Here is a 13,823-nt window from a genome sequence, read left to right as displayed (position 1 = left end):
CGGCGAACAATTCTCGCCGCCTGACGCAGATTATTGTCCTTGATTGACCTTGCTCTGTAGTTCTTTCGTGTAGTCTTCAGGTGTTGTTTTTCCGGCGACGAATTTCATCAGCGAACCGAACATAGATTCAGTGTCATTACCATTCAGCAGTTGATCCCACCAGTAGGAGAAACCAGTTGCTGATGAGGACAATTCACCAATTTGCAGAGCCAGTGGATTCATTTGAGAAGTGTCACCTACATCAACTTTCCATGCTGAGGAGCCTGAACCAGCCAGAAATACTTCTTTAGACATGGTCTCAATAAAGAACTTGTATACTTCCCATATTCTTTCCTTGTTTTTCAGATCGGCATTGAGCACGAATGTTTCACCCGAACCTCCGAACCACTCGTCAGCATTTCCTTTCCCCCCTGGAATGGTTGGAAATTTAATCGGTACCACTTTACCTTTGACCAGAGAGTTATCATCTTCAATCTGTCCGTTGACCCAAGCGCCCATGAACATCATAGCTGCTTTGCCTGATAGGAACATATTTGTCGCGTCATCATAAGAAGTTCCAACAAAATGTTTGCCGAAGGAGTCCGCATCAATCAATTGTTTGTATTTCGCAGCAGCTTCTGTGAATTCAGCTGTGTCGAATGATCCTGTTTTCGTTAAAGCGGCATTTACAGCATCCACGCCTGCCATCCGGATGGCTAGAATCGCGTTCCATTGCATTGCTGGCCATCTGTCTTTAGCCCCAAGTGCAATCGGCTGAATGCCTTTTGCTTTTAGTGCTTCAATCGCAGCAACAAGCTCATCCCATGTTTCCGGAATTTTCGCTCCTGCTTGCTCAAATAGTTCTTTATTGACGTACATTTGAGCAGTAGCTATATTGATCGGCAGACCGTAAAGCTTGCTATCGAAGATGAAATTGTCTGTCGTACCTGGTACAATTTGGTCCAGCGTTCCATCTTTTGCGAGATCATCAATGGACAAAATCCGGTTCCCCGCTATAAATGGCTCAGAGAATCCGCCACCCCAGGTGTAAAAAATGTCGGGCAGCTCATTGGCGGCTGAAGCCGCTTTCACTTTTGTTTTATAAGATTCGCCCCCAACACCCACATGCTCGATTTCAACATTAGGAAATTTAGCCTGGGTTGCTTCAAGTGCTTTATAAAAACCAACAAACCCGCCGTCTTTAGAATTTGGATCCGCGAATTGGGACCACATAGTAATCTTGAGCTTCTCTTCCGCCGCAGGGGTTTTTCCCGTTTTGCCTGCGTTTGCATTAGCCTCAGAATTCACGTTATTCCCGTTGTTCCCACCACAAGCAGTGATAAGTATGGACATAGCCATCAACACTGTTAGAGTTAGGCTAATCCTTTTTTTGTTGACTTTTTTCATTCTTTTTCGCCCCCCATTTTTATATTGCTTACAGGACTAATTATATAAATCAATTTATCGAGTGAACATGAAAGCGTTTTACTTAATGATGTATTCTCTTTACATTAGACATTTTTCTTTATTAGCTACACATAAAGAAGACCTCTGATTTCTTCAGAAGTCTTTTTTTCATTCATATCAAAACTTAGGGAATGAACACCTCTATATAGCTGAGTGGCTTAGGTTCTATCTTCTCTCTTCTCTATTATCAGAAGTTATCTCATGAATCTGAAACATATGTATGAACTCATCGATGATCGCTTCCGTAGCTTTTAGTTCACCACTAATGACTTGTTTTGCCGATTCAATCTCTGACTCGTTTAGCTGCTGCTGCAACGCCGAACGATTAATCATTAGCTTGTCCAAAAATGCGATAGCCCTAGCACGACGAAAGGTCTGAGCGCTTTTGTGAGGATGCTCCGAACCCTCCTTGACTCCATTTATATTCATTTCTTCATGCTCTCCGTATTCTCGATGCTCGTTATAACCGTGCTTATCTATGTGCCCTTCGCGCATAATTATTCCCTCCTCTAATTCCACTTACAAAACCATAGCCCATTAATAAGACCGGGTAAGATGGAAGCCGTCTGACTCCTTATCCAAGTAATGTGTATACCATCTTCACCTTTATATTCACAAACGGCTTTAGATCTCCCTGAGATGAGTTATTAATTATAGCATTGGATAGATCCATAGTTACAGGATAGGGTGCAAGAAGAAACGGTTTGAATTGTGCTTTCCAACTACGCTTTATCCGATCGTCTCTTAATTCTATTTCTCCCCCTGGAATTGCAACCATAGGATAGTCCAAATAGCCCTCAATTTCGGTCGACACTCTAGCTGCCTCCTAACTATAATTTTAATCATGTATTGACGGGTATACAGAATAGAACTATAATCTATACAATTCCTAGAAACATACTATGAATTACAAAAAAATAAGAAACATTAAATCATCCTTAGTTTGTCCACAAGAAGGAGTGTAAACACATGCCAAATGTTCAAACTTTCAAAGCAACTGCTCATTTGCAAGACGGCGTAAAGGTCGTTACTAATGCAAGACAATTCGAGCTGGTCATCGATGAACCGACAAGTCTAGGGGGCACGGATACAGGAATGAATCCTGTTGAAGCTTTGCTCGCTTCTTTGGGTGCCTGCCAATCCATTGTAGCTCGGGTCTACGCCTCTAAATTTGAGGTGGAGCTTGAAGATTTCAGAGTAGATGTGGAAGGTGACTTGGATCTCGACGGATTCTTCAACCGCTCTGAAGTACGTCCTGGCTATTCCGATATTCGGTATACATTCTACATAAAGACTCCATCCCCTGCTGAGAAGGTCGAACAGTTCGTACAATTTTTGGAGAGCAAATGCCCTGTAGGTGACACCATTGCTGCTCCGGTTAATCTCAAGCTAAATCGTATTGTGATTGAAAATTAACCGTTTAATAATGCTAAGAGGGAATGTAAAAAGGGCTGCAAAGTTGCGTAAAAGCGACTAAGCAGCTCTTTTTCATGTCCTGTTCTCCGACTTCATATAATGTTAAAAATGATGCCCTTCGGAGGAACCCAAAACATGACGGATATACTAAGTAAAGTAGATGAAGAAATCGAACGTTTGTCAACGTTCTTGCTACAACAGCAGAAGGATGACGGCTCATGGCATTTTTGTTTTGAGAACGGGATTGTGATCGATGCTTATATGATCATTCTCTTTAGGGTGTTGAACCTACAGAATGAAACGCTCATTCGGCAGCTACATGATCGCATTCTTGATGCACAACAGCGAGAGGGTTGCTGGCAGTTATATAAGGACGAAGAAGCTGGGAACTTATCCACATCAGTCGAAGCTTATTATGCCCTGCTCTATTCTGAATACAGTAAGATAACAGACGAGCCAATACTTCGGGCTAAGCGTTATATACTGTCTAAAGGTGGTTTAGGCAAGGTCACAAGTATCTTAACTAGAGTCATTCTCGCCGCAACGGGTCAAAGCAAGTGGCCTTTAGCAATTTCTTCGATTCCACTGGAGGTGCTTTTGTTTCCCTCTTACTTCCCTATTAACTATTTCGAATTCTCTGGCTACTCTAGGGTACACCTCACTCCTATGCTCATTATGGCCGATCGGCGATTTTCGATCACTACAGCCCATGCTCCTGATCTGTCAGATCTTATAGAGACACGATTGGATACAGATGAATCGCCTACCCGTGGATATCAGGAAATGCAGGATGTTATTCAAATGGGTTTGAGCAGATTACTCGGGAGTCCACACTACATACATGAAGCTGCCAAAAACAAAGCGGAACAATATATGCTCCAGCGAATCGAATCCGACGGTACCTTTTACAGCTATGCCAGCAGTACGATTCTTATGGTTTTTGCCCTGCTTGCTCTCGATTATGATCGGCAGCATCCAATAATTACACAGGCCATTCAAGGTCTCACCGCACTGCAATGCCAATCAAATCGTAATACTACAATTCAAAACTCTCCATCTACAATATGGGATACAGCGTTAATCTCCTATGCTTTACAAGAGGCTCAAATTCCGGTTGATCACAAAGGAATAAAACACGCTGCAACTTATCTTCTGGATAAACAGCATCATAAACCTGCTGATTGGAGCATCCATAATCCGGATATAGTTCCCGGCGGATGGGGATTCTCTGAGTCTAATACAATCAATCCGGACGTAGATGATACAACGGCAGCCTTGCGAGCCATCCGAAGCTTATCAACCATTCACCCTCCATATCTAGAATCATGGAATCGCGGACTGAATTGGGTCCTATCGATGCAAAATAACGACGGCGGCTGGCCGGCATTCGAAAAAAACACCAATAAAGAAATGCTCACATGGCTCGCTATCGATGGTGCTAAATCTGCAGCCATTGATCCTTCGGAAGCAGATCTTACCGGACGAACTTTGGAGTTTCTCGGAAACTTCGCTGGTTTAAATACACAACACGAGTTCATTAAAAGGGGTACAAAATGGCTGATTCAACATCAGGAGAAGGATGGTTCGTGGTATGGAAGATGGGGTGTTTGTTATATTTATGGCACTTGGGCATCATTAACAGGCCTGCAGGCTGTTGGGCTCCCTATAAATCATGATACATTGCAAAAAGGAGTGAAGTGGCTCCTAAGCATTCAGAACCCGGACGGTGGTTGGGGGGAGTCTTGTCACAGCGACCGGCTTCTACAATATGTTCCTTTAGGAGAAAGCACACCTTCACAAACCGCCTGGGCACTTGATGCGATTATCACCGTTCAGCCAGAGCCAACAGCTGCGGTGGATAAAGGAATTCATAGACTAATCACGTCTATTCATGAAGAGGATTGGAAAACTTCTTATCCCACTGGCGCTGGTCTCCCCGGTAATTTCTATTCCAATTATCATAGTTATCGGTATATCTGGCCACTACTCACACTGAGTCATTACAGAAAAAAATACGGTCAAGGTTAGTACTCGGTAATACTCGGTAATACTCGGTAATAACTAGCGTTGTCCTGCTCCACTTTTTAACTGTCTCGTAAAAGCTTGAATCGCACCATTTGCCGTCCTTTACGACAAACTCTCCTTATCAGTACTTACTTAATAGTCTACATCTCCATTACAGTCAGTCCGTAAACGGGTACGAACCAGTAACGCAACCAAATCATTCATTAAATGCCATAGGGATTGGTATATCAGCTCCCCTACCCTCTCCAATAACTTGCTCCAATACGTATTCATCTGTTCAAACTATACTACATGTTTTCTTTCCATAAAGACCGTCTGCTTTTTCTATTAGTTAAAAACACCAGAGCAGCGACCATCCGTTATTGAAGAATCATTGCTCTGGTGTTATGAACCGGGGGTTGAATGCTTTTGTCCGTTGTACCTACCTCTAAATCACCCAGTCTTGATCAAGTTTAGAGCTTTTCGGACTCAGAAGACGCTATTTGCTTGTTTTTAGGATTTTTAGTTAGGTTACGGACTCCAGTGCAACTATTCCTCAAAAAGAGAGCCATTTTTGGTTTTTTTCATGGTAATAACTGCGATGGGGTCCGTTAAAATTCCAAATGTAAGCTAAATCTGCTCTTAAGCTCAGCTGTGTCCGATAGCAAATACGTGTGCGCAAAATGTTACCTAATCAATCCAATTTGCTATTTGGAGCAGCCCTATAGAAATCACTTAGATTACTTATGAGATAGATTCCATTTTTGCATTGAGTCAATTGAGCGTAGTTAACACATAGTCAATCAGGCGCAATCTCCGATAATCAAGGATCGCTGCCTGATATTTTGGATCACTGGCGTTTTGCCTGAGCAAATTATGACTGTAACTTCTGATATCCCCACTCCGTATATTTGTAGCTCAGGATTTTAACGTAATCTAATGAAATAACTGCATTTTATACACTTAATCGATATTGCTAGGGAATAACTCCGACTTTAACTGCACTCTATACAATTAAAATCAAGAGAAATCACCTAATAGGCTTTAACTCGTGAGAATAGATGTAAGAAATACAGCTATTTTCAATACACAACTGTTTTGAACGATTATAGCTGCACAAAATACAGTTAAACACCTCGCCGCTTCCCATCCGTTACCTTCATCCGCCCCCATACTGGTACACAGAGGGTTGCATCATTACTCAATTATTTTTTGGAGCATGCTACCGAAATATTCCTTTTCAAGAAACAGGTGTAATCGTTGGTGGTTTCGGTGCCCTTTCCCACGCATGGGTTACCTGCAATGTTGCTGCATAGGTGATTAACGAAACAAGCAACGCTCCGAACAGTTCAATGACCTGCCCCAGGTGCAATCTTTCCAGAATTCCGTGAGCCGCCAACCCGCTAAGCGCCATGACAATTCCTCCTGCTCCCACCTTGAATACAATACGAAAGTCAAAATAAAACCCGATCGTTCCTGCCACAGATAAAAAATTCAACAATGTCAGCAGCAAGAGCCCCAGTCCGAATCCCATGGCCACCCCTTCGATTCCAATATTAGAACCTAGAACAAAGATCGCAATCACTTCAAAAATATTCGTAAGAATATGATTCCACATAACGGTTGATGCTTTCCCCAAACCAAGCAAAATCGCTTGCAGTGGCGCTCCGAAATAATAAAGAAAAAATAAGGGTGCAATTAACCTTAGCAGCTCGCCCGCTTCTGGCGAATGATAGATCATAGTTGTTAAGGGTACAGCCCATAAGTACAGGATGATTGTACATGGGAAACCTACTATAAGCGCGGATCGCATAGCCATATCCATCCGATTATGCATAAGCTTGCTATTGTTGCTCACACTTGCTTCGCTGATCGCCGGAATTAATGCAGTCGACAACGATTGTGTGAAGAAGCTGGGGAGAAACAACATGGGAAGAGCATAACCCGCTAGAAGTCCGAATTGCTTGGTCGCCATCTCAACACCTACACCAAACAGTACTAGACTTTTCGTAATCAGCAGTGGTAGAAAGGCATGATAGAGCGAATGAATAAAACCGCTGCCTGTCATCGGTAAGCCGATGCGCAGCAAATCTCTCAACGTACTGTCTCCTTTAAGTGAAATTCTTGACGTAGGTGGTGGAGAGGTTTTGACCTTACCTCGATTTGCCCATTTGAAAACAGCAAACAAATAGAGCAAACCAAAACCTTCCCCAACAACGGAGGCAGCCATTGCGCCAGCAGCCGCATAGGCAATACCGTAGGGCAACAATACGTTGACAACACCGATAATGACAATGATTTGCGCCAGATTCTCAATAATATCGGAAAAGGCAAGTGGGTTCATGTTCTGTTTTCCACGAAAATAACCTTTCAGTACAGCAGACATCGCAATAATTGGAATGATCGGCGTAATAGCAACCATAGCATAATACGCCCGCTGATCGGCCAAAAAAATCGATGCGATCCATTTGGAGCCAAATAGAGCCACTAAAGTTAATATAATACTCAACGTACCCGTAATGCTTAAGGATACTGTGAGAATACGCTTTACTCGCGCTTCATCCTGCTTAACCTCAGCTTCCGATACAAGCTTTGAAATCGCAACAGGAAGCCCCAGCTCTGTTAGCGTAATAAATAAGGGAAGCAGTGGATGAGCAATCATAAGCAGCCCTACTCCCTCTGCTCCCAAAAAACGTGCCAGCAAGACTCCGTTCAAAAAACCAAGCCCTTTTGTGAAAAATGACGACACGGTTAATATGAACGTGCCACGAATAAAACTTTGTTTACGCATCCCCATTTATACGCATCTCCACCTATGGTTTGTCCTGTCCTTCTTTCTAACTTATTCGAACAAACGCAAGTACATGCAGACAAGTATTTGTAAAGTATTTAATCAGCAATAAGCCCGACACATCTAAGCCGGTATACCAGGCATTTTCCTCACTTTCATTAGCTTCTGTAGCAATAACATTTTTCATAGACCAGAGATACTTCTCTGTATTGTTCATTAGTACTGTTTTTGTATAAATTTCATCCTCCGCAATAAAAGATATATTAAGAAATAAATAGATAATTTACCAATGGCATGTTATCATTTTGAATGCGATTTCAATAGCTTTGTTATTACAGTTTTTTTACTCTTCTTCGTGAATGTCTTTTTGCAAAATCTTTGATATGATAAAAAAGAATACAAAAGGCTTTACGGAAATCATTCACATCGTTAATAACCACTTCTAAATTTTCCAAAGATAAAGGAGAACTTCATTCATGAGTCAGAAAACAAGATTAAATAATGACTGGTTATTCAGCAAACAGCCGCTTAAGTCCACTTTAGAATCGGTGATAGCAGCTGATTTGGAGTGGATCTACGTAACCTTACCCCATGACTGGCTAATTTTTGATACACATAATCTATATGAAAGCGGAGAAGGCTGGTACCGTAAAAGCATAATTATAGATGAGAAAGTGCCAAATAGTCGTGTCTCGCTTCGTTTTGAAGGCGTATACATGGACTCCACTCTCTATGTGAACGGCCATATCGCAGGCGTCTGGAAAAATGGATACTCCACCTTTGAATTAGATATCACGCCATACATTATTGAAGGTATCAACGAAATCTATGTTCAAGTGGTTCATGAGTCTCCTAATTCACGCTGGTATTCCGGTGCGGGCATCTATCGAAGTGTATGGCTGAAGACGTATCCAGGGACACATATTGTGCCTGATGGTATTTATATCTCTACTCATAAAAAAGAGGATTCCTGGAATGTTGAGATAGATACCGAAGTATTGTGCAATGATCTATTACAAACCGCAAATCACTACATAATTCGTCACAGTATACTGGACGCTTCAGGTATCTGTATCTCTCATGCAGAGAATGAAAGTCCAGTACAAGTCGGGTCTGCTGTATCCAGCTCTGCCCTCTTATCCGTCAATAATCCAATGCTCTGGGATATTAACCAGCCTTACTGCTATTCCCTAAAAACGGAGCTGCTGGAGAATGATCAGGTAATTGAAGAAGAAATCCAAACCTTCGGATTCCGTACGATGGAGTTTGACAGCCAACAAGGTTTCTTTTTGAATGGCCGAAAGGTGAAGATTCATGGCGTATGCCAACATCATGATTTGGGATGTTTGGGGGCTGCGGTGAATAAGGTAGCTCTAAAAAGACAGATTCTCCTCCTGCAGGAGATGGGCGTAAACGCTATTCGTACGGCCCACAATATGCCAGCCGTTGAACTGATGGAACTAGCGGATGAGATGGGCGTGCTCATAGTTTCCGAAGCATTCGATATGTGGGAACGCAGTAAAACTCCTTTTGACTACGCCAGATTTTATCCGGATTGGTGGAAACAAGATATTGCCAGCTGGGTACGCCGGGATAGAAATCGCCCCTCTATGCTCATGTGGAGTATCGGAAATGAAATATACGACACCCATGCTGATGAACGTGGGCAAGAGTTGACCATAGAATTACGCGATCTGGTGCAGGTTCATGACCCTAAAGGAAATGCAGTAGTTACTATCGGTTCCAACTATATGCCATGGGAGAATGCACAGAAATGCGCAGATCTAGTGAAGTTCGCAGGATATAACTATGCTGAAAAATACTATGACCAGCATCATGAGGAACATCCCGACTGGATTATTTATGGTAGTGAAACTTCGTCTACTGTACAGAGCAGAGGCATCTACCACTTCCCTTATGCTCAGTCTGTATTGTCTGACGATGATGAACAATGCTCAGCCTTAGGGAACAGTTCTACTAGCTGGGGTGCCAAAAACACAGAAGCTTGCATCATCGCAGATCGTGATGCGACCTACTCGCCGGGACAATTTATTTGGACTGGATTTGACTATATCGGGGAGCCAACCCCGTACTTCACTAAAAACTCGTATTTCGGTCAACTGGATACCGCAGGATTCAAAAAGGATTCCTATTATATTTATCAAGCAGAATGGACGGATTACAAGGTCGCCCCGATGATTCATATTTTTCCGTACTGGGATTTCTCTAAAGGGCAGCTTATTGATGTGCGAGTATGCTCCAACGCACCACAAATCGAATTGTTCTTTAATGATCAATCCATGGGCACGGTTAACATTGACCATAAACATGGTAAAAAGCTGCTTGGGGAATGGCAGCTCCCCTATAGCGATGGTACTCTGCGAGCAGTCGCTTATGATGAACACGGAGTGCAGATCGCTGAAGATACGGTAACTTCTTTCGGAGATTCGGCCACTGTGGTCATGAATCCTGATAAAACTCAGTTGACTGCTGACGGATCGGACTTGGTATTTGTTGAGATCTCGACTCTCGATCAAGAAGGACGTCCCGTGGAGAATGCCAATAATCGTATTCAAATCTCTGTAGAAGGGCCGGGGCGTCTTGTTGGTTTGGATAATGGTGACAGCACTGACTACGATTCATATAAAGGAACAAGTCGCCGGATGTTCAGCGGCAAATTGCTTGCGGTCATTGCCTCTTCATTGGAGTCAGGTACAATCGTTGTACGTGCATCTTCCCATGGCTTACAGTCTGCTGAGCTTACACTGACTTCCGAAGCACGAGAGCTAGATCATTCTAAGGACGAAGAGCTTATACTTTATCAGCATTCGTCACAATCACTATCGGATGTGAGCGAGTTATCCCAAGACTATTTATCAGATGAAATTCCCGTTCGCAAGCTGGAAATCATATGCCCACAAGGAAATCAACTAACGAAGGACACTCGAGCACTTCCGGTTCGTGTGCAAATTCATCCAGAGAACGCAACCTATCAGGAAATTGAATGGCGAGTTACGAATGCTGCCGGTATTGACGCCAATATAGCCGTTCTTGAGGCAAATGGGCATGAAGCAGTAATATCGGCATTGGGAGACGGAGACGTCTATGTACGGTGTGCAACGAAAAACGGTGCAGATCAAGTGCGCCTGTACTCGCTTATGGAATTCCATATTCGAGATATGGGAGCTGCCTTTTTGAATCCTTATGAGTTTGTTTCCGCTGGTTATCATAGCAATACGAGCCGGAACTTAACAAATGGGAATGAACGCGGAGTGGCTACTGCAAGAGAAGGAGAAAGCTGGATCTGTTTCGACAACATCGATTTCGGTGATTATGGAGCTACTGAACTTACCCTTCCTATCTTCGCGCTAGATAACGATAAATATACGATTGATATATGGAAAGGTACTCCGGATGCTCCAAACGCAGCTCTGCTGACACAGGTAACCTATCAAAAACCTTCCATATGGAATGTATATCAAGAGGAAACCTACTCATTACCTGAGCGAATAAAAGGTGTCACCACCCTTTGTTTTGTTCTTCATAAAAAGATTCATCTCAAGGGCTTTCAGTTTAACAAGCCTTTAAAAGCGTACGAAGAACTTAACGTTCTAGAATACAATCAGATTTATGGGGATTCCTTTACGCTGGCAGATGGACAAATCAAAAATATTGGTAACAACGTCTCTCTCATCTTTAAAGATATGGACTTCGGTGATACTGGAAGCACTAAACTAACCTTATGCGGGCATTCGCCTATCGATAAAAATACTCTGCATATTCTATTTAGCGGACCAGAGGGTGAAAAGAGACAGCTTGTGGAGTTTACACAGTCAAGTGATTATTGCGAAAGAGAATTTGTATTGGAGCGCATAACCGGTCCGCAAACCGTCACCTTTATATTTCTACCGGGGAGCCAGTTTGATTTTAAGTGGTTCCAGTTCCAAGCAGAGTAAGGTATTTTCAACTTTAAACTAGATGGATAGCTTTATTACAGAACAAATCCCCTGCGCATTTGTCACGGTTCAATAAGGATGTTTTCGGCTTTTGAGATTTGCCGTAGGATTATCAAGTCCTACGGCTTTTTTCTTGTTTTAAACCTTTTATCAGACATTGCTTTTGAAATTCATCCTTAATTTGCAGACTCTTTTCTTTCGAGAGATTTCTTCCTGTTACATTTAGCTTCATACTATTTAACCCTATTACATTTTAGCGTTCATATTTCTGCCTTTAATATAAGTTTACACACCCTATATTTTTTGTTTATACCTCGGACTGTATGTTTCTGTCAAAAGAAATATAATAGATCTAAGGAGGTGTTATGCATAGATTATATAACGACAAAGGAATCAGCGAAAAAATGGGAAATACTTGCCTTGTTCCAATTGACGCTAAAAACCCGGCTAACGGACGATATAGTTGCAGTAAAGTAAAGGACGGTGCAAATAAATGAACCAGATATTTTTGGTTGAGGACGATAAGACAATCGCTAAAAACCTTGTGCTTCTGCTCCGCTCAGAGGGATTTACAGTCTCTCATGTCCCTACGCGGAGTGAAGCCCTTACCGCGCTTGCCGGAAATAAATTTGACTTGGCGTTGATTGATATTTCTTTGCCTGATGGAAATGGCTTTGCGGTTTGCACGGAAATCAAAAAAACGCAAGATATTCCCATAATCTTTCTGACGGCTTCTGGCGATGAGTCAAGTGTTGTTACCGGGCTGAACATGGGCGCGGACGACTATATCACTAAGCCTTTTCGTCCGCGTGAATTGATTGCACGAATTGGAGCCGCCTTGCGAAAAAGTGGGCGTTCCATATCTGATTTTAAAATTCACGGGCTTCATGTCGATATGGCAAGTGGCATTGTGGAGAAAAACGGTAGCGAGGTCTTTCTTTCAGCATTAGAATACCGCTTGTTGCTGATGTTTATTAGCAATTCGAAAAGTATTATCACGAGAGGCAGGCTGCTTGACGAATTGTGGGACGCTGCAGGCGAGTTTGTCAATGACAATACACTGACCGTGTACATCAAACGTTTGCGGGAGAAGATAGAGAACGATCCAGCAAGTCCGCAAATTATTCTGACTGTTCGTGGGACGGGATATAGATTGGGGAACGAGTATGCTTCGGAATAGAGAGTTTCGACATTTTGTCATTTTGTTCTCCTTAATTGCCACCTCCGCTGTGACGCTGGGATTTGCAATCAATATGGCGGCGGGAATCCTTACCACTACCTCTACCGCCGCTTTTGGCATAGCGTTTTTCGTGTTTACCAAAGCCCGATACATAAGCATTGCACGGATTTCACATCAAATCGACCTTGTGCTTCATAATGCTGACCTTCTGTACATTGAAGAGTCGGACGAGGGCGAGCTTTCTATTCTGCACAGCGAGATAACAAAAATGCTACTGCGCATTCGGGAGCAAAACGATGCGCTGAAAAAAGAAAAAGAACATCTTGCCGATTCGCTGGCCGACATAGCCCACCAACTCCGAACCCCACTCACATCAGCCAACCTCATTCTGTCTTTGTTAGAGAATAGCCCTAATGAAAACGAACGGAAAGCATTTATACGAGAAACAGAAGAATTGCTTGTGCGGATGGATTGGCTGATTACTTCTCTACTAAAATTATCTCGCTTGGACGCGGGCATTGTGGTATTCCAAAACGAGCAGATAGATGTAGATAGCTTGATACGCTCCGCCCTTCGCCCGTTCCTAATCCCAATAGAACTGCGCTATATTGATTTGCAAATAGACGTGCCGAAAGTAGTACTTATTCAAGGCGATCCAGGTTGGATTTCGCAAGCAATTCAAAACATCCTCAAAAATTGTATAGAAAGTGCAGGCGAGCACGGGAGGATTGAGATTGATTGTACGGATAACCGGTTATTTACCGAGATTGCCATCCACGACAGCGGTGCGGGTTTTCAGAAAGAAGATTTGCACTGCTTGTTTGACAGGTTTTATCGCGGGAAAAACCCAAACGCTACAGGATACGGGATTGGATTGGCTCTCTGCAAGATGATTATAACGCGGCAAGGAGGAACGATTACCGCAAAAAACCACCCGCAAGGCGGCGCAATCTTTACCATTCGTTTCTCAAAGTGACAGATCTCTCACCTGAAAGTCACAGAGATGTAAGTTGAAGGTTCTATTATATGG

Annotated in this window: 9 protein-coding genes and 1 pseudogene; 5 read left to right on the top strand and 5 right to left on the bottom strand. The window is 42.8% G+C overall.

Annotated features, from left to right (window positions below; all coding sequences use genetic code 11):
* Window positions 1-30: 30 nt before the first annotated feature.
* The 3 genes and pseudogenes from MKY54_RS15200 to MKY54_RS15190 form a co-directional block, all read right to left on the bottom strand.
* The gene (locus tag MKY54_RS15200; RefSeq protein WP_339191038.1) at window positions 31-1,386 is read right to left on the bottom strand and encodes an extracellular solute-binding protein; all 1,356 of its coding nucleotides are present in this window, start codon (window positions 1,384-1,386) and stop codon (window positions 31-33) included.
* Window positions 1,387-1,611: 225 nt separating this feature from the next.
* Window positions 1,612-1,941 carry a hypothetical protein gene (locus MKY54_RS15195; RefSeq protein WP_256717452.1) on the bottom strand — a complete coding sequence of 110 codons (330 nt, stop codon included), beginning with the start codon at window positions 1,939-1,941 and terminating at the stop codon, window positions 1,612-1,614.
* A 115-nt stretch (window positions 1,942-2,056) separates the two neighbouring features.
* Window positions 2,057-2,224 (bottom strand): annotated as a pseudogene (locus MKY54_RS15190) (formylglycine-generating enzyme family protein); the annotation flags it as partial.
* 191 nt (window positions 2,225-2,415) lie between these two features.
* On the opposite strand from MKY54_RS15190, the gene MKY54_RS15185 reads away from it, so the two are divergent.
* The gene (locus MKY54_RS15185; protein WP_076125698.1) at window positions 2,416-2,862 is read left to right on the top strand and encodes an OsmC family protein; all 447 of its coding nucleotides are present in this window, start codon (window positions 2,416-2,418) and stop codon (window positions 2,860-2,862) included.
* Between the two features lie 135 nt (window positions 2,863-2,997).
* Window positions 2,998-4,890, top strand: a complete 1,893-nt coding sequence (shc, locus tag MKY54_RS15180) for a squalene--hopene cyclase (protein WP_339191037.1) — start codon at window positions 2,998-3,000, stop codon at window positions 4,888-4,890.
* Window positions 4,891-6,106: 1,216 nt separating this feature from the next.
* Here the strand turns inward: shc and spoVB are convergent.
* The gene (spoVB, locus tag MKY54_RS15175) at window positions 6,107-7,663 is read right to left on the bottom strand and encodes a stage V sporulation protein B (RefSeq protein ID WP_248548247.1); all 1,557 of its coding nucleotides are present in this window, start codon (window positions 7,661-7,663) and stop codon (window positions 6,107-6,109) included.
* Window positions 7,664-7,703: 40 nt separating this feature from the next.
* Entirely contained in the window at window positions 7,704-7,874 is a 171-nt protein-coding gene (locus MKY54_RS15170) for a hypothetical protein (RefSeq protein WP_339191035.1), read from the bottom strand.
* Window positions 7,875-8,133: 259 nt separating this feature from the next.
* Here MKY54_RS15170 and MKY54_RS15165 point away from each other — a divergent pair, with 259 nt between their 5' ends.
* The 3 genes from MKY54_RS15165 to MKY54_RS15155 all read left to right on the top strand — a co-directional run bounded on the left by MKY54_RS15165 (window position 8,134) and on the right by MKY54_RS15155 (window position 13,769).
* Window positions 8,134-11,613, top strand: coding sequence for a sugar-binding domain-containing protein (locus tag MKY54_RS15165; RefSeq protein WP_339191033.1), 3,480 nt, complete (start codon window positions 8,134-8,136; stop codon window positions 11,611-11,613).
* A gap of 493 nt (window positions 11,614-12,106) precedes the next feature.
* Window positions 12,107-12,793: a response regulator transcription factor gene (locus MKY54_RS15160; protein ID WP_076278442.1), complete on the top strand. Its 687-nt coding sequence runs from the start codon at window positions 12,107-12,109 to the stop codon at window positions 12,791-12,793.
* The gene (locus MKY54_RS15155; protein WP_076280659.1) at window positions 12,780-13,769 is read left to right on the top strand and encodes a HAMP domain-containing sensor histidine kinase; all 990 of its coding nucleotides are present in this window, start codon (window positions 12,780-12,782) and stop codon (window positions 13,767-13,769) included. Before MKY54_RS15160 ends, MKY54_RS15155 begins: the two co-directional genes overlap by 14 nt.
* The last annotated feature ends 54 nt before the right edge of the window (window positions 13,770-13,823 follow it).

Origin of the sequence: Paenibacillus sp. FSL P2-0121, from assembly GCF_037975345.1 — a bacterium.
GTDB lineage: Bacteria > Bacillota > Bacilli > Paenibacillales > Paenibacillaceae > Paenibacillus_AQ > Paenibacillus_AQ odorifer.
This window is presented reverse-complemented; position numbering and strand designations above follow the sequence as displayed.